General features: G+C 64.5%; 13 protein-coding genes. 6 read left to right on the top strand and 7 right to left on the bottom strand.

Translation table 11 applies throughout. From position 1 onward, the window contains the following. Nucleotide 1 precedes the first annotated feature (1 nt). From J2Y54_RS11075 to J2Y54_RS11055, 5 genes are all read left to right on the top strand, one after another. The gene (locus J2Y54_RS11075; protein ID WP_310039584.1) at nucleotides 2-955 is read left to right on the top strand and encodes a FecR domain-containing protein; all 954 of its coding nucleotides are present in this window, start codon (nucleotides 2-4) and stop codon (nucleotides 953-955) included. A 78-nt stretch (nucleotides 956-1033) separates the two neighbouring features. Next, nucleotides 1034-4063, top strand: a complete 3030-nt coding sequence (locus J2Y54_RS11070; protein ID WP_310039583.1) for a TonB-dependent receptor — start codon at nucleotides 1034-1036, stop codon at nucleotides 4061-4063. A gap of 85 nt (nucleotides 4064-4148) precedes the next feature. Next, nucleotides 4149-5570: a phosphoesterase gene (locus J2Y54_RS11065; RefSeq protein WP_310039582.1), complete on the top strand. Its 1422-nt coding sequence runs from the start codon at nucleotides 4149-4151 to the stop codon at nucleotides 5568-5570. 106 nt (nucleotides 5571-5676) lie between these two features. After that, a complete protein-coding gene (locus tag J2Y54_RS11060) occupies nucleotides 5677-6075 on the top strand; it encodes a hypothetical protein (protein WP_310039579.1) in 399 nt (132 codons plus the stop codon). A 203-nt stretch (nucleotides 6076-6278) separates the two neighbouring features. Further along, on the top strand, nucleotides 6279-8363 hold the full coding sequence (locus tag J2Y54_RS11055) for a TonB-dependent receptor domain-containing protein (RefSeq protein WP_310039578.1): 2085 nt from the start codon (nucleotides 6279-6281) through the stop codon (nucleotides 8361-8363). Between the two features lie 448 nt (nucleotides 8364-8811). Here J2Y54_RS11055 and J2Y54_RS11050 read toward each other — a convergent pair whose 3' ends face one another. The 7 genes from J2Y54_RS11050 to J2Y54_RS11020 form a co-directional block, all read right to left on the bottom strand. Continuing rightward, entirely contained in the window at nucleotides 8812-14361 is a 5550-nt protein-coding gene (locus J2Y54_RS11050; protein ID WP_310039575.1) for a sacsin N-terminal ATP-binding-like domain-containing protein, read from the bottom strand. A gap of 250 nt (nucleotides 14362-14611) precedes the next feature. Next, the gene (locus J2Y54_RS11045) at nucleotides 14612-15847 is read right to left on the bottom strand and encodes a DNA-processing protein DprA (RefSeq protein ID WP_310039573.1); all 1236 of its coding nucleotides are present in this window, start codon (nucleotides 15845-15847) and stop codon (nucleotides 14612-14614) included. Between the two features lie 5 nt (nucleotides 15848-15852). Next, nucleotides 15853-17964 carry a RecQ family ATP-dependent DNA helicase gene (locus J2Y54_RS11040; RefSeq protein WP_310039571.1) on the bottom strand — a complete coding sequence of 704 codons (2112 nt, stop codon included), beginning with the start codon at nucleotides 17962-17964 and terminating at the stop codon, nucleotides 15853-15855. A gap of 143 nt (nucleotides 17965-18107) precedes the next feature. Continuing rightward, nucleotides 18108-18521 (bottom strand): hypothetical protein, encoded by a 414-nt coding sequence (locus J2Y54_RS11035; protein WP_310039570.1) that lies wholly within the window; start codon nucleotides 18519-18521, stop codon nucleotides 18108-18110. 101 nt (nucleotides 18522-18622) lie between these two features. After that, entirely contained in the window at nucleotides 18623-19348 is a 726-nt protein-coding gene (locus tag J2Y54_RS11030; protein WP_310039568.1) for a ribonuclease H-like domain-containing protein, read from the bottom strand. 80 nt (nucleotides 19349-19428) lie between these two features. Continuing rightward, nucleotides 19429-19974 (bottom strand): hypothetical protein, encoded by a 546-nt coding sequence (locus J2Y54_RS11025; protein WP_310039566.1) that lies wholly within the window; start codon nucleotides 19972-19974, stop codon nucleotides 19429-19431. Between the two features lie 3 nt (nucleotides 19975-19977). After that, nucleotides 19978-20457: a hypothetical protein gene (locus J2Y54_RS11020; protein WP_310039563.1), complete on the bottom strand. Its 480-nt coding sequence runs from the start codon at nucleotides 20455-20457 to the stop codon at nucleotides 19978-19980. A gap of 267 nt (nucleotides 20458-20724) precedes the next feature. Here J2Y54_RS11020 and J2Y54_RS11015 point away from each other — a divergent pair, with 267 nt between their 5' ends. Next, nucleotides 20725-21060, top strand: a complete 336-nt coding sequence (locus tag J2Y54_RS11015; protein WP_310039561.1) for a hypothetical protein — start codon at nucleotides 20725-20727, stop codon at nucleotides 21058-21060. Nucleotides 21061-21065 lie beyond the last annotated feature (5 nt).

The raw sequence follows: 21065 nt of genomic DNA, 5'->3' as shown, positions 1-21065 counted from the left end.
CGTGATCTTCCGCAGCGTGCCGGACGGAGCCAACCGGCAAGCGGGAGAGTGGCTGGCACGGCTCCATGCCGACGACCGGACCCCCGATGACGATGCCGCCTTTCGCGCATGGCTCGGCGCCGATCCGTCGCATCGCGACGCGTTCGAACGCGCCTCGGCGCTGTGGGACACGCTGCCGGGGCTGCGCGATGCGGCACGGCCGCAGCCACTGCCAACCGGGCCGCAGCTGTCGCGCCGGATGGTGCTGGCGGGCGGCAGCGCATTGATCGTGGCAGGCGGCGCGACGCTGGGCTGGCGCGAGGCCTATGCCGGCGTGATCCGGACCGAAATCGGCGAACAGCGGCGGCTGGTGCTCGACGATGGCAGCCGGGTGATGCTCGACACCGATACGCAGATCCGGTTTCGCGCGCGCGACACGCTGCGCGTCCTGACGCTGGCGCAGGGGCGCGTCGATCTCGACATTGCCACGGACCGTCGCCCGTTCCGGATCGACCTTGGCCTGCGCAGCGCGACGGTGCGCTCGGGCCGGCTCGACCTGCGCCGCGACCAGGGGGCAATTGCGCTCACCGCGCTCCGCGGCGTGGCGCAGATCGACGCGGGGCCGGCAGGCGCCGCGCCGGTGACGCTGGCATCAGGCTCGCGGCTCGCCGTCACTACCGGACAGGCGGCGCGGGTCGACCGGCCCGAACTCGACGAACTGACCGCCTGGCAGAGCGGGCGCCTTGCCTTTCACGACGAAACGCTGGCCGAGGCGGCGGCCGAGATGAACCGCTATTCGCGCCGCGCGCTCGTCATTGCCGATCCGCGCGCGGCGGCGATGCGGCTGAGCGGCGTCTATCGCGTGGGCGACCCGGAGGCTTTCGCCCGATCGGTCGCGCTGCTGCTGCCGATACGGGTCGAGGCGAATGGCGATGCGATCCGCATCGTCGCCCAGCCGGAAAAAAATCTGTCCTGACCGGGTGAGGTAACCGGGTCCTGGATCGTCAAGGGACCGGGCGCTCGCAGGGAGCGCGAAACCGGGGGAATTGACGTCATGACCAGTTTGAAGCGGCAGCTGTGCCGATCGGCCGCGCTCGCGCTCACACTGTCCACGCTTGCCATCGCGACCCACGCTGCGGCGCAGGCCAATGCGCCGCGTGTGCGCGTGACGATCGCCGAACAGCCGATGGACCGGGCGCTGGAACAGCTCGCCCGGCAGAGCGGCAGCGACATCCTGTTCACCCGCGCCGCCGTGGCGCAGCTGCGTGCCCCGGCGCTGTCGGGTGAATTCGATGCCGAAACTGCGGTGCGCCGCCTGATCGCCGGCACGACATTGACGGTCGTGCGCGACGGGTCGGGCGCGCTGATCGTCCGCGCCGCCGCGCCGGCCGCGCGCCAGACCCCGTCGAGCGCGACGCAAAGCACGGAAGAGGTCGAGGAAGTCGTCGTGACGGCGAATTTTTCCGACGGTGTCGAGCGCTCGCTCGAGGTCAAGCGCCGGGCGGATTCGATCTCTGACGCGGTTGTCGCCGCCGATATCGGCAAACTGCCCGCCAACAACATCGCCGAAGCGCTGCAGCGCGTGCCGGGTGTGACGATCGTGCGCGAAGCAGGCGAGGGTCAGTTCATCAGCGTGCGCGGCCTCGGCCCCAATTTCCAGGCGGTCACCTTCGATGGCATGCCGCTCGCGTATAACGAGAATATCCGCAACTCCGGTCAGTCGGGCCGACAGTTCCGGCTTCAGGTGCTGCCCGCCGCGCTGATCGATTCGGTAGTGGTGACCAAATCGCCGACCGCCGATCTGGTCGAAGGCGGCGTGGGATCGAGCGTCGACATCCGCCTGATCCGCCCGCTCGACCGCGACAGCTTCATCGCTGCCAGCGCCTATGCCGGCTATGAAGAACGCACCGATGCGCTGCAGCCCAACGGCTCGATCGCCGCCGGCTGGCGCAACGCCGACCGCACCTTCGGCGTCCTCGCCGGCTTGTCCTACACGCAACGCGACGTGCAGTTCGATCGCCTGCGGCTCGGTTGGCAGGACACCGCCGTCCCCGGCTTCGGCACCATCCGCGCGCCGGGCGATGCGCAGCCCTATCTCGAGCTGGAAAATCGTGAGCGGATCAGCGCGGTCGCCGGCCTGCAGTGGCGCCCGGCCGATGGCGTCGAGTTCAAGTTCGACGGGCTGTTCTCGCAGTTCAACAACGAAACGATCGAACGCCGCCTGACCTATTACATCCCCAGCCAGATCGCCCGGCTCGACCCGACCACGGCCGTGGTCCGCGACGGCCGGTTGCTGGCGGGCACGATCCGCGGCGCGCGCATCCGCAACTATGCCGAATATCTCGACCAGTCGCACCGGAACCTGCAGCTCAACGCGTCGTTCGCGCTCGACCTTGGCGGCTGGCGAATCGAACCGCGGCTGAGCTTTGCGCGCGCGACCAGCGATCTCGATACGCCGATCCAGCGGGTCCAGTATCGCACGGCCAGTGGCGCTGGCGGCAACCTGACCTTCGACTTCAGCAACGATGTGCTGAACGACGGACGGGTCAATGCGTTGTTCACCGATCTCGACCTCACCACCGGGGTCATGAACTTCGAGAGTTTCGCCGTCCGCCCGATCAATTCGAAGGATGAGGACAAGACGGCGGTGCTCAACATCGCCCGGGACCTCGACCTCGGCCTTGGCGGGCTGACCTTCACCGGTCTGCGTTTCGGCGGCCAATATTCGGACCGCTATCGCGACTATCAGCGCCGCGACCGCAACAACGCCACGCTGCGCAGCGGGGCGACGCGGACCGAAGCGTTTCTGCGCTATCCGGTTCCGGCCAATGCGTTCGACCAGTCGATCGCGCGCGGCCAGGCCTGGGCCAATGTCGATTGGGGGCTGTTCAACCAGAACTACACGCTCGGCACCGAGTTCGACGGTGTGAACCCGAGCGCCTATGACCTCGCGCCGACCGCCGCCGATCTCCAGAATTCGTACCGGATCGGGGAGGAAATCCTTGCCGGCTATGGCCGGCTCGATTTCGAAGCGACCATGGGCGGTGTGCCGGTGACCGGCAATCTGGGCCTGCGCTATGTCGAAACGCGCACCGATGTGCGCGGCACGACGGTATCGCCCGTATCCAACGGATCGGGCGGCGTGACCACGGCGGTGACGCCGACGACCACGCGCGCACGCTATGTCGAATGGCTGCCCAGCGCCAACGCGACCCTTAAATTCACCGACAATGTCCAGCTGCGTCTCGCGGTGGCGAAGACGATGACGCGACCGTCGCTGTCGGAGCTGCGCAACTCGATCAACACCAACAGCGTGACGGTCACCAGCATTTACAATCTTGGCGCCGCTGCGCTGGCCGATCCGACCCTCAATCTGCAGGCGAGCGCCGGCAATCCCAATCTGCGCCCGTATACGGCGTGGAACTTCGACGCCTCGTTCGAATGGTATTTCGACAACTTCGGCGCGTTTACGGTGGCGGCATTCCACAAGAACATCGACGATTATGTCGCGTCGGACTTCGAAACCCGCACCCTGGCCTTTGCGGTCCGCGACGGATCGACACTGCCGGTCGACATCCTCGTCGCGACCCCGACCAATGTCGGCACCGCCAAGATTTCGGGCGTCGAGTTCGGCTATACCAACAAGCTGAGCTTCGGCCTCGGCGTCACGGCCACCGCGACCTTTGCGACGACCAAGCTCGAGCTCGACCGCACCGGGGTCGGCCTGCAGACTGCGGGGATCCAGGGCGTGTCGGACGTCAGCTACTCGATCACCCCGTTTTTCGAGCGCGGGCCGTTCGAATTCAATGTCAGCTACACCTATCGCAGCGACTATATCACCGACGCCGGCGCACTGGTGACGTCGCTGCCGACGCCGGAGGATGTCGTGGCCTATTACCAGAAGGGCTTCGGCATCGTCGATCTTGGCATCAGCTATCGGGTCAAGCCGGGCATCGAACTGTTCGGCCAGGCGGTCAACCTGCTCGACCAGCGTCAGGTGTCGTTCGCCGGAACGCGCAGCGAGTTCAGTGAAATCCACACCTTCGGGCGCACCGTGAACTTCGGCGTGCGCGCGAAATTCTGATCGCACCCACCGGTGCCGGGCGGACGTCGCAGCATGCTGCGACGTCCGCCTGTGCACAATGTTCATTCTCCCCCCGGAGCGCCGCATGAACCGCAGATCGTTTGCCGCCATGCTGCTGGTCAGCGGCCTGCTGGTTCCGGCGGCCGCCCAGCCGAGCGCCGAGCGCCGCTGGCGCGCCGGCGACCATCATGTTCACAGCATCTACAGCGCGCGCTATCGGCCCGACCCGGCGCATCCCGACCGCGTCCCGCAGCCCGAAATCGGCGGCGATTCGGCCCACACCATCCTGCAGAACGCCCAGATGGCACGGCGCTTCGGCCTCGATTGGATGGTCATTACCGATCATGGCGGCCCGGTTCATGCCGCGCTCAATCACGCCCGCGCCTGGCCCGATCTGGTAGCCGTGCGCCAGGCAATGCCACAACTCACGCTGTTCTATGGCTGGGAGTTCGACGTTCCGGGCGGCGAGCACGCCACGCTGATCCTGCCGCACGATCCGCGCGAGCGCGACATGCTGCGCGCGATCGAGGCCCGCTTCGGCAAGCGCGAGGTCTGGCCCGTCGACCCCGTGCGAAACACCAAGCCACATATGATTGCAGCGTTGCGCTACATGGCGCGTCTGCCTGCGCCGCCCGTGCTGATCGCCAATCATCCCGCGCGTACCGCCACCGGACGCGGGCGCTGGGGCCTGCATGCCCCGTCCGAATATCGCAACTGGTACCGCACCGCACCGCAGGTCGCGATCGGCATGGAAGGCGCACCGGGGCATCAGGCCGCGATGCCGCGCACCGGGCGCGATGCCGCGCATGGCAGCCGCGGCCTCTATGGCGGTTATCCGACGCTGGGCGGCTTCGACCAGATGGTCGCGGTGCTGGGCGGAGGCTGGGACGCCCTGCTTGGCCAGGGCATACGCTGGACGATCACCGCGACGTCGGATTCGCATGGGCATTGGAGCGCGGGTGGCGCCGACTTCTGGCCGGGCGAATATTCCAAGACCTGGGTCCATGCCGGCCCCACCCCTGCCGACCTTCTCGCCGGGCTGCGCGCAGGGCGGGTCTTTGCCGCGACCGGCGGGCTGATCGAGGGGCTGGAGTTCAGCGCCGTACCGACGCGTGCGCCGCAGCGAGGCGGAGCGATGGGCGACCGCATTGTCGTGCGCAAGGGGGCAGAGCTACTGGTCACGATCCGCTTTCGCCCGGCACAGCGGCCCAATCCGGCCGGTGCAACGCCCATGGTCGATCATGTTGACCTGATCGTCGGCGGTCGCACACGCGAGCGGAGCGACCAGAATCCGACAACGCGCGTGGTACGCCGCTTTACGGCCGCCGACTGGACCGTCGAGGGCGATATGCGGGTCATTCGCCACCGCTTGCCCGCCCCCGGCACCGGCTATCTGCGCCTACGCGGCACCAATACCCACGCCGGAGAACCCGAGGCGGATGTCCCCGGGGAGGATCCGTGGCAGGATCTGTGGTTCTATTCGAACCCGATCTACCTCGCCGGCTAGCTGTACATCGGCACTCGGGCCAGCATGGCCGCGACGACATCGGCCAAGCGGGTGGACGACGCTGTCGGATGACATGGTAACGTTGTTGCGCTAGCGCGGCCCGGCAATGAACGCATGGGTCCGAGAGTCGACGGTAGGCAAGGCGCTTTTCGCGATTGCGCTCCTGCTCGCCCTGTCATTGCGCATACTCCTGCCAACCGGCTTCATGCCAGTGGTCAACCACCAGGGTCTGGTGGTCCAGCTCTGCTCCAGCGTCGGCGGCGAGACGGTCACGATCGACCTCGGCGAAACGGACCCCGGCGAGCAGCCACAATACCCCACTGCCGGCCCCTGCCTCTTCGCTGGCGGCTCCGCGCCTGGCGTCATGGCAGGCGCCGAACTGTCGACGATCGTGCCCGTTGTTTTCGGGCGGCCCCCTGTCGTCGGGACCGCGATCGCGGATCTGACCAGCAACCGGCTTGCAGCGCCGCCGCCGCCCTCTCAGGGACCGCCCGCGCTGAGCTGATCTCGCGCGGCGCGCCGCCAACGCGACGTTCGCTGCCGACCCGCGTCCGGGCTGTGCCTGCGCGTGCATCTGACACCCGTTCGGGGTGATCAGCGATCCAGTAAACGGGGTTTTCCATCGCTTCAGAGACCGGAGCAAGCGCGCCACGTACCGCGCCTGCCTCACCCGATTCTGCATGGGACCCAATGTAAAGAGACAGCGAAATGAACGCCTCCCTGCTTGCCATCTCCGTTGCGCTGGCGGCGCAGTCCCAGCCCCCCATCGACGAGGATCAACGCGCTTCAGCTGAAACGATCGTGGTTGCCGCGCCCAGGATCATTGCCCTGGAGAAGGTCGCCACCGCCGAAGATGAACCCGCCACGAGCCCGGACGGCGCTGCATTCATCGCGCAACAGCCGGGCGCAGCGCTCGTCGACAATGGCGCGCTGTCCGGCCAGGTGCAGATGCGCGGGCTGTTCGGCGAACGGATCGCGCTCCGGATCAACGGCCAGCATTTCGCCACGGGCGGTCCGAACGCAATGGACCCGGCGATGCACTATGCTCCGATGGTGCTGATCGACCGGGTCGAGATTGCGCGCGGCATTTCCCCGGTGCGCGACGGACCGGGCCTTGGCGGTGGGATCAACACGGTCCTGAAACAAGTCGGCTTCAGCGCGGGCGAAACCCTGGCGCTGCAAGCGGACCTGTCCGGGCAGTATCGCAGCGTCGATGACGGGATCGCACTTGGCGGGATTGCCGGCCTTGCCAGCGAGCGCTGGCGGATTGGTCTGATCGCATCCGAGGAACGGGGCAGTGACACGCGGTTTCCCGGCGGCCGGGTCGCCACGACCGGATATCAACGCGCCGTCTATGGCGCACATGCCGGCTTCCGCACGGATTCGGGCGAACTGAGCATCGAATATCGCCGGCAGCAAACCGGCCGTTCCGGCAACCCACCATTCGCGATGGATATCATCTATTTCAACACAGACTTTGCGCGCTTGGCGTTCGAAGGCAACCTGTCCGACCGGGTCCGGCTCGAAGCGCATGCAAGCTATGCCGGGGTGAGCCACCGGATGAACAATTTCGAACAGCGCCCGGCGCCCGCAACCGCGATGACGCGCCAGTCGGACACCTATGCCGACACCATGGGTACAGGCATGGCGCTTCGGTTCGGTTCGGCCATGCGTCATGTGCGGTTGGGTGCCGATGTCGAACTGATCGACAAGGGCTACATGCTCTACAATCCGCTGGCGGCCGCCTTCTTCATCCACCCGCTGGATCATGCGAAGAGCGACCGGCTGGGCGCCTTTGTCGAATGGCGCAGCGGGGTCGGCCCGATCGAGCTGGAACTGGGCGCCCGCATCGACCGGCATCGCGCGCAAACCGGCGCGCCTCGCTTTGGTCCCGGCGTGCCGGCGGGGCCTGCCGATCTTGCCCGGGCGTTTGCCGGTGCGGATCGGAGCTGGTCCGGCACGACAGTCGACGCTTCCGCGCGGCTCTGGGCAGAGCTCGGCGCGATCACGCCCCGCCTCACCCTCGCCCGCAAGACCCGCGCGCCGAGTCTGATCGAACGCTTCTCATGGCTCCCGACCGAGGCGAGTGGAGGGCTTGCCGACGGCAACATCTATGTCGGATCGCCAGCGCTCAAGCCCGAAAGCGCGTGGATCGCCGAAGCCGGGTTCGACTGGTCTGGCGCATCCGCCCATGTGCGTCCGGTACTCTATTATCGGCGGATCGATGACTTTATCCAGGGCGTGCCCTTCGATGCGACGCCGGGTCTGGTCGATACGCGTGTGGAGATGGTCGCTCAGGCGAACGGCGACGCCACGCCGTTGCGGTTTGCCAATACCGACGCTGAGATATGGGGCGCCGACGTCGCGTTCGGTACGAGGATTACCGGGCCGCTGCGGATCGATGGCGTGGCCAGCTATGTCCGCGGCACGCGGCGGGACATCGCCGACGACCTTTACCGCATGGCGCCTGCAAATGGTCGTCTTGCACTGACCTGGGATGCCGGACACTGGTCAATGGCAATGGAAGGGCAAGCCGTTGCTGCGCAGCGGAACGTATCGCGCACGAATGGAGAGGCAGCGAGCAGCGGATATTTTCTGGCCAACCTGTACGCACATTGGATGGTCCGCGCCGGACTCCGTCTCGACATCGGCATCGAGAATCTGTTCGATCGCTGTTATCTTGAGCATCTGTCCGGGTACAATCGGGTTCAGGGATCGGACGTCCCGCTCAACACGCGACTGCCGGGCGCGGGTCGATCCGCCTTTCTAAGGCTGCGCTGGGCGGTGAACTGACGCAAGGGGCGTCTGGCCTGCACGCGGCAGGCCAGACCGCTGTGCCGGAACGTGCGCGTTCCGGGTGCAACGGCGCTCCGAGCGCCCGACCATGAAGTGTGCCTGAGCTCCGATATGGGCCGGGCACCCTTCCGGGCCCCCGGCGGGACGAGGGACGACAATCGGTTTCGCGAGTTCGTGGATATGGCGGAGCGGGAGGGATTCGAACTACTCCCGACCGACTGAGGGAAATCCGGTCCCGAGTCCGACGGGGAGGGACGAGAATGCCCCCTGCGGTGCCCCCAGTCGTTCGCGTGCCGCAATCATCGATCGATATCGACCACGCTTGAGCGGCTACAGCGCAAACCTTCCTCACGATTGTGGTCCACTTTTAGGCTGCCATCGCATTGGCGGCAGCGACGCCTCTAGAAGGCTCTGTTGGTTCTCGGCTCTGGAGGGGAGAATGCTGCTAGCGCGCCCTATCAAACGTATACCGGATACTGTCGCCAGCGATGTTCAAGACCCCGTCCGCATCCGGGCCGAGCGGATTGGGCAAGATGTCGATCGTCGTCGAGCCGGTCTGGCCGATGTTTGCCACATAGGCGATCACGTAGCGGTCGGCCGATCTCGATCGCGCGATGTCGCGCGCGCGACGGACCTCGGTTTCCCCCAGCTCAAACTGACAGGGATCCTCGGTGCTCGCCTTCACCTCGATGTACCAAGTTTGCTTGTTGAAGCTGATGCAGAAGTCATAGCCGAGGCCATCTTCGCCTTCGCGGCCGGTGAACGGACCTGCGTTTCCCGACACCCAGCAGCGATCAATATCCTGGCCAGGCTGCCGCGCCTTGAGCCAGTGGTAGACCGTCAGTTCACCGAGCCGACCGATCATGTCCTTCTTTTCTTGCGGGATCCCCTTATAGACGCCACCGCCTCCGCCGCTCCCCGGCGTCCGACCCCGCCTGCGTGCCGACTCGACCGGCGAGAGATCGACGAATTTACCGATTGGTCGGTTCAGCAGCTTCTTCGACAGGTTTTCGGATATCTCCTCCGACAGCTTCAGCCAATCCACGTCCTGCGGATCTCGGAGTTCACCGTTGAGACGCACCGACCGCGCCTCCCGATTCCGGCGGTCACGTTCCAGGCGCGCCTTCTGAGCCTCCGCCTCGATCTCGGTTTCGGGAACGCCGAGCTCATCACGATCCAGAGTGCGCGGCATGTTTGCCGGCCATGCGCCTAGCCTCGCAAACCAGATCAGGAACTCGGCCTCACTCCAGGTGCGGCAGTCGAACGCCCCCGCGTCGTCGAGGTGCCGCCGAAGCTCGACCTCCGCTTGGGCAGCGTCGCGCCAGAGGTCGTGAACCTGAACGGAGCGCTGAACACCCCAGGCTCGAACCAGCGGCTGCGCAATGCGCGCGAATTGCCGCAGGGTCGCCGTGTTGGCGGCGCGCACCGCCATCAGTTCGCCTAGGCCGTTCGGGTTCCCACCCATCGACGGGGCTCCGGTGGCAGTCAGCCACGTCGCTATGTGCGCCGCAAGGAGATCCTCGGGTATCCGCTCGTACCGCCAGAGCCACTCTGGATCGGGCTTCAGACCGGACAGTGCCTCCAAGGCGGACTTGTAGCGCGAGTCCGGCTCAAACTTGAGAATCGTGGGCGCCACCATATTGCGCAGTGCGTCAACGACAGCGATGCGGTTGTCCCGGACGTAAAATTCAAGCTGGTGCGCCTGACCTTCCGGGTCGACGTCCGCCGGGCTGCCGATCGCCATTAGGCTCGCGTTGAACTCGGCAAAATCCAACCCCAGCCTCTCGCGCAGCTCGCCAGTCGAGAAGCTGACCTTCACCGCCTCCATGACCTCCTCCGGCTCCGTGCCGTCTGGGGGAAGGCACGAGCGCAACAGATCCACTAAGGTCGCGCGGTCCCCGGTCGCAGCGAGCTCGCTCTCCGACCACCGCTCGAGTGCTGCCTCGCCGCCAAGATGAAAAACAACCGCCCTGAACCAGGGAAGCAGGCGGTCGATCCGCTCCCCAAGCGAATCCCTCGCGGCCTCGCTCGCCTGCTCAGTGAGATCGAGCGCCTGGCAAAGGTGGAGCAGATCCTCCTGCCCCATCGGTCTGTCTTCGACTGCCGCGCCCTCCAAGGATAGCTGCCGGATTAGCAGCTTCATGTGGGGCACCACGGCGGAGTGCTGGACCGCTTCGCCGATCGCGGGCAACGCTGCCTCCACATGCGACCAAGTCAAGGCGCCCTCGCCGACGATGATCACGAGCGGCTCGCCCTCAACCCGCTCGAACTGATAGGCTGCCCGCGCTGTCGGCGGGGTCACATCACGCCCCTCGAGCAGGAACTTGACGCTCGCCTGCAACTGCAGCTCGATGCGGTCGAGCGCCTGCACGATGCCCGATCTGTCCGCCGGCAGGCGGTTGAGATCCACGCTGTCCAATGCTTCAAGCGCCACCGCCAGCACGGGCCGGAGCCATGGGCACCGCTCCACTAGTCTGGGTCCGACCGGCAGTTCTTCCAACGGAGCACCATCGACTTGGATCGCGTAGGCCAGTTCGGACGTGCGGCGGATGCGCTCGCCGTACAGCTTCTGCAGCAGCACTCCCAAGCGACCGGGCTCGGTCAATCGGACATCTACCAAGGGATCCCCGATGACCTCCACCAGGCTTGCCGCAATCGAGTCCGCGCTGTCGCGGACGTACACTGTCTCAGCATCGCTCCCGGTGACCCTCGCGACACCCAACTGACCGCATCGCCGGACGATTAGCCAGCACGGCGCTTCGCCTATCGGCGCAGCCGCGTCGGGAGAGCCGTGTTGCTCCGCCAGCCGCGCCCAGCAGCGGCTATAGATGTTCATCAGTTCGCGTTCGTAGAACCGCCTGACGCAGCCCTCCGCGAATTGCGCGGCGAGGAAGCCGGCCTGCTCCAGTAGCGTGTCATTCGCGTTGAAGGTCCGGAATTCTGCGTATTTTCGCAGATTGTCGATCGCGCCGTCGGAGGCGCGGTCCAGTGCCCTGGCCAGCTTGTAAGATGGACGCCGCAGAAACGGCGGGTAGCGGTCCGTGCTTCTCGACAGCCACACCTCGTGACCGGTGCATCGCCGCCGCCTCAGGCCGTCACCGCCGGGCTCGTCGCACGGTATCCACGCCGTAGAACGGAGGAACGCCGCGAGCGGAGTCGGCCAGTCGCGGTTGTCCGATCGGTAGCTGTAACGGTGCTTCACCTCGGTCCAGAGATGCCTGCGCTCCACACGGCCAACCCATTCCACGATCAGCTTCGCGTAAGCGTCTAGGGCGTCGTCGCTGAACTCGTCGATGTCGGCCTGGCCTGGCATCCACCAAAGCGCGCCCACGTCGTAGTCGGTCGAAGTCGGCAACCAGAGCGAAATCCCCGCCCGGCTCGCAATGTCCTTCTTGAGCAACGGGCCGAACGATTCCGGGAGCCCGAGATCCCCCAGGAAGTCGAAGCTCGTGACGCGCGATGCAGACACGTAGTGCTTCAGCTCGTCAGACCGAGGCTGCAGTCCTCGCTGGACGCCTACACCGGCGAGAAAATCGGTCCACTCCTCAGTGAACCGCGTCCCGAACACCGCGCTGGAGGGCGGCGCGATCCGTCGTGCACGCACTTCGTCGATGTCCCTCGAGTCTGCTGGCGCAAGCTCGAGGAACTGTTGCAGCTGGTCGCCGAGTGTCCGGTCTGGCCAAGAAGACGAGAACACCGCCTCCGAGGCTCGAACGAACTCGCCGTCCATGGTCGGGACGAACAGTCGATAGGCGGCGGAAAGCGCCACCGGCCGCTTGATGGCGACGGAACGGCGCCAGATGGCGAATGCCCAGCGAAGACCTGCTGTCCGGACCTTCTTCGTCGCGTCTCGTTCGACGATCTGCGAGATCCGCGTCAGCAGCGCCTCGCTCTCAAACGGCGTCGCTAAGTCCTTCTCGAGGAACTGGCGCGCGGCGGCCAGGTCTCCGTACCAGGGGAGCGCGTCATGCAGGAACGCAAAGAACTCGCGGACCGGTGCCGGAGGATAGAAGTCCTCGCCAATGCTCTCCTCGGCGTCGCCGCGACGGGGAGGAACGAACACCGACGCCTCACGCGCGCCTCGGCGCCTGCGCCGCTTCGCGCCATCAGCGTCGGTCAACTCCGCAGATAGGTTCGGCCGCATCGCCCTCAGGGTGCCGTCCTGACAAATCAGTATCTCTAGCCCGACCAGCCCGCCAGAATCGCCACCCATGAAATCAGAGAGGTCGCGGTAGAAGGCAGTCCAACTTTTCCAATCAGGCTTCCTCGCTTTAGCGAGCGCTTTCGCTACACCACCCACGATCTCGGCGCGCTCCATGGTGGTCATCTGTTCTTTGAAGCGCCCGGGTGCATGGAGCCGGAGGAAATCTGCCAGCAGCTCGGTCCGGCGTTGCCCAAGGCCTGGCCAAATCGGAGCGACACCTGCGGAACGCCCGTAGCGCGCGATGACCTCCAACGAGAAGAACACTCCGGCGGCTGGGCGTCTCGCAGTCGCTGGACTCATCCACGTAATCGGGCCGAATTCTGGCCGCCCGAGGGCATCGCCCGTCCAGTCCCCGAGGCACGGCACGAACGCCGCATTGCCCAGCGACGACGCAGACCAGCGACGCGCGATCTCGGCCGCCATAACCTTGCCGAGATCGACGGCCTCCTCGTCGTCTTCATCTTCATCCCAGCCGGCGAGCAGACTCGTCGGCGTCGTCCAGATCAGAAAGTCCACCGCTGCCCTCGCGGCGGTGACGACTGGAACGGGCGAGTCCTTCTCGGTCGAGCCGTGCTCCTCAAGCCACCGCGCGGTGTCCGATGCCAGCCTAACTGCGTGTTCCAACACCAAGGAATTGACACGGACCGTCGGGTCCAGGCTCACGCGGTTCGAGCTAGGGAAGAAGCTGCCGTGGAGGTGTCCTCGGAATGGCGACGTGGCACCGCGCCCCATCGGAAGGAAAGTGTAGAGGCGCGGATGGAAGCTCTGCCGGTCCTCACTTACTGGCACGGCCACCGCCACCTCGCCCGTGCCCTTCCAGCCCTTCCAGCTCTGCGGGAGTTCCCCGGACTCGAGGCCCTCCGCCACGGCAGCCTGCATCTCTGGCTCGGGAATATCCGCCCGCGCCACCCAGAACCGCCCGTTCTCGCCAAGATCGACCAACCTCGGGCCCGACGTGCCGACGAGCGGCTCCTCGTTCCTGTCGAGCTCAAGCGCGAATGCGTCATCCTTGAGACGTTCGCCCTCGATCTTGGCTTCGAGGCGGCCGATGCGCCGCAGGAATAGCAGCATAGGCGCCTCGGCCTTCGCCAAGCCGACCATCTCGTTACGGACCACCTCAAGCGCCGCACCGTTGCGAATCGGGAGCCTAATCACGGTTGAGAACCCGCGACACGCGAAATCGACCACCGCGCTCGGCACGTCGTCAATCCAGCGCGGGATGTAGAAGGCCGGTAAGTCCGAGCGCGCTAGCGCGCGCGTGGTCTCGTCCGGCAGAAGCGGATCGAGCTCCGCGCCGCGTGCAAAAGTGAAGCAGTACCCATCAAAACCATCGCCGGGCCCGCCCTCGATCAGACGCGAGAAAACCTGCGGTGCGTCGGTGACGTGGCGAACGCTGCGGAAGCCGAGCCCCTTGTTCCCGACCGCTTCACCCGGCGGTTTGCTAGACAGGCCCATCTCGCAGAGCGCGTCGACGTTCTTCGGTCCGAACGGCCGGCCCCGGTTTGCGACATATAGCGTTCCGCTCTCACCTTCATCGCTGGCGAGCAGGATCGCGATCTCACCGTCTCGACGCTCCCTGTCGTGCGCGTCGTGGCCGTTCTGAATCAATTCGATCAGGAAACGGCCATGGTAGTCGGCAATGATGTGCTGCGAGAGACTCTGGTTCTGCTTGTGGACAGGATCGTAGTACTCGCCGTCATCATCGATCGTGCCCAGGAAACCTGTGATCTTGCGCGTAGCTATGCGCTCGACGTGCGCACGAGGTATCGGCGCAACTGCTCCGAAGTGCACATCGGTCGAATCGGCGGCGGTGGCGATTGGTCTTTCCCCCTAGATTGCAGGTTGCCCAACGCCTCGGCCAGACGCAAGCTTAAGCCAAGCCGCACTGCGGTTTCGAGTTGGCGCGCCGAAGCGAGCGCCAACTCCTACAAACGCGGGTCGGCCGGCTCGAATACCATCGCGAGCACACCAAAGACGCATGTTGCACGCGGGTGAGCGTGCGCATGCTCGATGAATCGGTGCAACGCTTCCTAATGGCCGCTTAGAGGGGCAGCTCGGACATGAACTGAGATCGTTTTCCGAGGCCAGAACTAGGATCGTCGCGTCGGAGGGCGTACCGGGCGGGGCGCTGCAGCTTCTCGAGAATGCCGGCCTTGTGCGCCCGATCCAGCCAAAGCCGGGCTTGAGAGCGTTCCAGTTCGAATCGATCGGCAATCGCCGTGTCCGGTTGAGGTCCATCCGTCAGCCAAGCGGTAAGCCCCTCTAAGAAGAATGCGTACAGCGACTTCGCCGGGTCGGTGACTGCAGCACGGCTCGGTGGGTTCTCTTTTGCCAACAGGTCTAGCTGTGATGAGCCTGCGTCCTCGCCCGCGAACAAGAACTCCTTGAGGCTTGATGATTCGCCGACCCAACGCTGGGGGATAGGCCGCAAACCGAGGTCGGCAAGGCGGGGGTTGCCCGCTGGCGCGTCGGCGGCCACTCGCACAAATGCGGGAGTCCACCGATGTTTCTCATTCTCGATGGCGCCGGACCACGTCCCGCCCTTGATATCGCTATCCACAACCACCGCCGCCGAGGCGAGCGCGTACATATACTTGTTCCGGTCCATGGCCTTAGCGACCGTAAAGTTTGCTTCCGGATCGTAGGGAGAGATAAGCACGAGCTTGCCGGCGAGAATGGGATCGCGGTTTCGCTTCGCCAGAACTGCCTTTGTGAGCGCGTCCACAAGGACCGCAGTAACGCTGCCTCCCTCCTCGAGCGCCCCGTCCATTGCTGCACGGTCGACGCCGCGCGCGTCGCCAGAAACGACAGTAAGACCCTCTGACGCGCATCGTTTTCCCAGCTCGGCCGCGAACTCCAGTCCAGAGGGCGACACGTTCCGAGATCCGACGACGCATACTGCTTCAGAATCCAGCAGGTCAGAGTTCCCAGCAATGTAAAGGACCGGCGCCGCTGCGCCCCTCAGCTTCTTCTTTAGGGACTTAGGATATGCGGTGTCGCCTCGGCCAACGACCCTTATCCCAAGCCTTGCCCAGCGCTCGACAGCCAAGGCCAGCGACGTTCCACGGGACAGCAGAGTCGTTAGTCGAGCCCTGTCCGCCACGAGACCCTTCGGAACCTCGTGCATGATGTCCGCTGGTCGTAGACCAAGCTCGTGCAACTGTTTCGCCAGCCGGTTGTACTCGACAGTCGTTAGGGGCTTGGCCTCAGACGACTTGGAAAAGCGCCCTACTAGTAACAACGTTGTCTGGGTGTCCGGCGTCAATGCTTCCAGCACAGGACTCAATCTCCTGCTGCCGATGCCGAAGCCAGCACCAGCGGGAATACCGGACCTGCTCCAGCCTCCCGGAGCAGCGCTCCTATGACGGTGAGTGACCACCGGGAGTCGACAACGTCATCGACCAACAGCACTGGTCCGTCCTGCACCAGGTCGTTGTCGACCTCGAACGCTCCGTCTAGGTTGCTCGATTGTTGCCAGCTGTTCATCATGTTTCGTTGGCGCTGCGTCTCCTTCACCTTTGACACAGCATCGATGAATGGAATGCCAAGCCGAGCGGCCAAGCGCGCCGCAAAGTCGGGAACGAGGGCTTCACTCCGCGGGGAGGGGATGCAGGTCACCCACGTCGGAACGGGCTGCGGGTGCCACCGCTCCTCGATCATTTCTGCGCACGCTTCGACGAGCTCATCACTAAACCGTCCCGCCTCCTTATCGTCGTCGACCCGAGTCCCCCACCCTGCGTCTCTCCAGATGGAAAGTGCCCGTCCTTCTTCGGATTGAAGCTCCGCCGGGATATTACCAGTCCAGCCATAAGCGGGGAACGCTCCACCCTCCCAACGCTTCCGAGGTTTGATTGCCACGTCGCTTCGCTTGATAAAACGGCTCGCCTCGGCGATCGCGGCGGCGCTAACCTCGACATCGACCACAGGATGTCCAAGGCAGTTGGCGCAGCGTCCGCAATCGGCGGCATCGGGGTCGTCGAGCGCCTCCCCCAGAAATCGCATGAGACATTGATCAGTCTTCAGATAGGCTTGGACATGATCCCACTCTTCCTGTCGCTGGTTGGTCAGCCGCATAACACGCTCTTGGTCGGGCTGGTATGGATTTACCGTCCGGTACCAACGTGACCCTTCCTTCGTCACGAGGCCGCTACTCGCAACCGAGAGCATCTTAAGAACCTTTTCGATCTGCGACCTGCGAAGGTTTATCTCTTGGGTGAGGCCTATCACGGACATGCCATTCTCAGCCTGCCCCAGAGCTTCCAGAATCCTTTCAACTTGCCACTCCGGAGGGAACGACTGGCCGATGAAGTAGCTGTTGATCTCGTCATCTTCGGCGCCGCCGAGGAGCACCCCATATGCATCCTCGATGCCACGCCCGGCTCGGCCTACCTGCTGATAATAATGGACGATGGACTGCGGGGCCTGGAAGTGAACGACGAAGCTCAGATCCGGCTTGTCGAATCCCATACCGAGGGCGTTCGTCGCTACCAAGGCCTTGATCTCATTCCGAAGCAGCATGCCCTCGAGCTCTTCCCGGGTAGCTACTGGCTCGCCATCCTCGTCCTCTCCGCCTACGCCGCCGTGATAGGCGCGGGCGTCGATCCCCTGTGACACGAGCCATTCTGTAACACGATTCACGTCTCGCTTTGTGAGCGCATAGACAATGCCGCTCCCGGGGAGCTGGCGCAGCGCCTCTGCCAACCAAGCGAGCCGCACCGCGCGATCAGGCAGCGCCACTGTCTGAAGGCTTAAGCTCTGCCGAGCTAACGGTCCACGCTGCAAGTGGGTGCCATTGCCGAGCTGCGCCATAACGTCGGCCACAACGCGGTCATTGGCCGTGGCAGTCGTCGCGAGCACCGCCACGTTCGGCGGCAGCTGGGCAAGAATACGGTCTATTCGTTGATAATCAGGCCGAAAGTCGTGCCCCCAGTCAGAGATGCAATGCGCCTCGTCCACGACCAGAAATTGTATTCGATCTGCAATCGGCAGAAGGCAGTTGTCGAGGAAGTCTTGGTTGGCCAGCCTCTCCGGGGACACAAGGAGGAGGTCGATTTCATCGGCGCGGACGGATGCCATGATTGTGTCCCATTCCTCACGATTCGTCGTGTTGATGGTCACCGCCCGAATGCCGAGCCTCTCCGCAGCTTCGAGCTGATTGCGCATTAGAGCCAGCAACGGAGAGATGATGAGTGTCGGCCCCGCGCCGGTGTCGCGTAGAATGCGAGTCGCTAGAAAATAGACCATGCTCTTGCCCCAGCCCGTGCGCTGGACGAGGAGAACGCGCTGTCGGCTGTTCGCTATGGCATCGATCGCGGCCCATTGGCCGTCCTTGAACTCTGACGCAGCACCCTCGGTGGCTCTGCGCAGTAACTCCCGCGCCTCATCATATTCCATGGTTTCTCCCCCGTTTCGCGATCCGTTAGCAGCACTTAGGCCAGTCGCGAAGGACAGGTAACGCTGAGCTAGCAGCGAGAGCGCGGTCCGAGGTCGATAACCCCGCTGCACGCGAATACATCTTTTCAGGAGGAGGGGTGGTGTTAGGCTTGGTCGTTGCCATCGCGCTGCCAAACAGCTTCAGCCGTCGCGAGCCGGAAGCCGCGCAGGATGTAGGCCGCTGCCAGTTCGCGATCGTCGGCCGCAAGCACGTCGCGGAGTGTCGGCGGCTCGGGCTGCGCTGCGATCCACGCATCGAGCTTCGCGAACAAGGCGTCGTCAACAGCATATCGTTGAACAAGCAGATATCGGCCGTTCAGCGTCTGAACGATGTTTCCGTCGACCACCGTCTCCGGCGGGCTCTGCACCAGTGAGGTCGTGATATGGGTGCCGTCGCGGAAACGCTGCCTGCGGTCGCCGCTGACCTTGCCTGCGATAAAGAACCGCCCGTCACTCAGAACGCAGCGGACCCAATCGCTCAGTACAGCATCACATGTCTCGGAATTGTTGATCGTCATTTCTTTCGTCCAGCAGGGTTCTACATCCACTCCCCCTGTCTCTGCCGGCGGAGGACGAGACGGTGACGACGGTACCGTGTCCGATCCCGCCGCACTTTCGATCAAAAAACGAGGCTATCGACATCGGCCCAGCGAAATGATGAGCGGGGTACATCCGGCACCTCAGCGAAGGAGGCCAGTCCAGGGTGCTCGTCAACATGATCGGTGATCCAGGTGGCAAAATCGCGCCACGTCTGGCGGGCGAGGCCGGGCTCCTGCACTTTCCCCCAGAACTGAGCTGCAAGCCAGCATCCTACGGCGTCAGTCTCGCAGTAGCTCTCAAGCTTCGTCCAGTCCCCGTCAGCAACGAGCTTCGCCACGCGCGCAGCTGGTGTCTGCTTCACGGGAATCGAAAATGGCGAACAGAGCTGGCGCAGGCTGACTGGCGCGGCGTCGCGCTTGACCTGCTCGAAGAGGTCCGCGTGTCTCCCAACGCGCGACCGATTTTGCAGATCGATGAGCCTGGGGACGTGCACTTCGTGCACCATGGCCCGTGTAGCGAGGACTGGCAGATCGAAGCGGATGCCGTTGAACGTGAACACTACGTTTGCATCTGCAACCGCCGCTTCGACACTGGCGATGAGTCCAGCTTCGGAATGGGTGCGCCTGGAAAAGCTTTCGACTGCGTAGAGGTGCTCGCCGTCGACCATGCGCGTAACGGAGAACGCGCTGGCGCAAACGATCTGGTGCAGCGTAAACGGCGCGAACTCGTCGGAGGGCGTATAATCGCAGCGCTCTGCGACTTCGTGGTCGAGGACCGTTTCGATATCGAATGAGACAGTTTTCATCGGGCAAGCCTGTGGAAGCGGGTGTGTTGAGGCGAGCTCTCCCGCCCGTGAGCGGGAGAGCGAGGGATCGGTTGTGGCGGTCAGCCGTGCTGGGCGAGCCAACCGACCCACTCGTCTGCGAGCACGGCTTTGGGCGGTCCCTTCAGCAGCGGCGTGAAGCCTAGAAAATTGCTGTCGTGGAGTTCGCGGGCGAAAATCAGCAGGTGGCAGTGCGGCTTGCCTCCGGCGTAACCGCTCAGACCCGGCTGGTGCTGTACCAGGACAAGAGGGACCGCCCGCTCCACGCAAAGCTTGGTCCAGGCGAAGGATCGTGCGATTTCGAATTGTGAGTGAAACGTCCCCCCGGTTTCGAACCTTACCGTGAACAGGATCATCAGGTCGCGCGTGTCCGGGATTCGCTGCCCTTCATACCGCTGAAGAATCGTGCTCAGGTCGCGCAGCATGTCCGTCGCTCGCGGCGGGATCAGAAGCTCGTGCCGATGGCAGCTCGATGAACCTTCATGCAGAGCCAACCTGCGGCCGATGACCTCGTGCGTGTGGTTATACCTGCCTCGGTGCTCCCCCGGGATGATGCCGCCGGCAACGTCCGCTGCCACTTTGGTTCGGTCAGCTTTGTAATCCGACATGGCTCAGCCCTCCCAACACGCAGAGAGGGCCGCGCGGGCGTCAAGGATGCCCCGCTGGCGCTCGTCCATGGTCGCGAAAGGCATGTTCTGGTCGGCGAACAGGCTGTGATCTTCGATCCGGAAGCACGGACCAGCCCGACCCATCGCGGGCACAAACACTGCCGGCTCGTCGGCGCGCGGGAGCCACAGGTAGAAGCGGGGGTGCCACATGTACTTCCAGTGAAGCCGAACCCCCATGGCGAACACAGGGGCGGGAGCCGCTCCGACTTTGATGTTGAGGCGTCCCAGGATGATGTCGGAGCTGAGCCGCTCTCCGGTACGCTCGATCTCGGCAAACTTGAGGCCGGTCTGCTCGATGGCAGCCACCATCACCCCGCCGGGTCTATCCTTAGCGGGCAGCCCGGCCAGCCTGCGAACAGCGGCCAGAATGGGGTCGATGGGGTCGACCGCGAAGGCGATCTTGTGATGAGGGTTGATGAACAAGGGCGTATCCTCTTGGAGGTGGATCGCTCCTCAACTCGATCTTCTTTCATTCCACCGGGCGGAGCATACCCGCCCAGCTTTCCCTGATTAAATGGCGATCGTTCGCCCTTAGCGCCATTCATCCCCTTTCCCCCTTAGCAAGGCGCGCCCGGCCGAACGGTGCGATTGCTAATCTAACACCAGTTGGCCTTAGGCTGCGGCATGGATTGCAAGCCCGACGTCGGTCACGCTTGCTCGGCAGCCTTCTCCCATGCACAAAGCAAGCGCATGGCGACGCTCGACAATCCTATCCTGAACTCTCCCTATCGTGTGCCGACGCGGCACTGGGTGCTCGACGATTCCGGCAAGCCGACCGGCGAGTGCGTGGCCGAGCGGCGGCGCTCCGAATATATCGTCGCGGTCGCGACGCCGAAGCGGAAGCGCGGCGGGCAGGAAGAGATGATCTTCGACGAGGATGCGCGGTCCGAGCAGCGCGCCAACGATCGAATTAACGCCATCCGCGCCGAGGTCGACAAGTGGCGCGCCGCGCCGGAATCATCCTGGAGCGTCACCTATGAGACCGCCCGGCTGCTCAAGCATTGGCGAGACACCAGTGATCGCTAGCGCCC

Origin of the sequence: Sphingomonas sp. BE123, assembly GCF_031456015.1 — a bacterium.
Lineage (GTDB): Bacteria > Pseudomonadota > Alphaproteobacteria > Sphingomonadales > Sphingomonadaceae > Sphingomonas.
The sequence above is the reverse complement of the archived record's forward strand: the minus strand, read 5'-3'. Positions and strand labels throughout refer to the sequence as shown.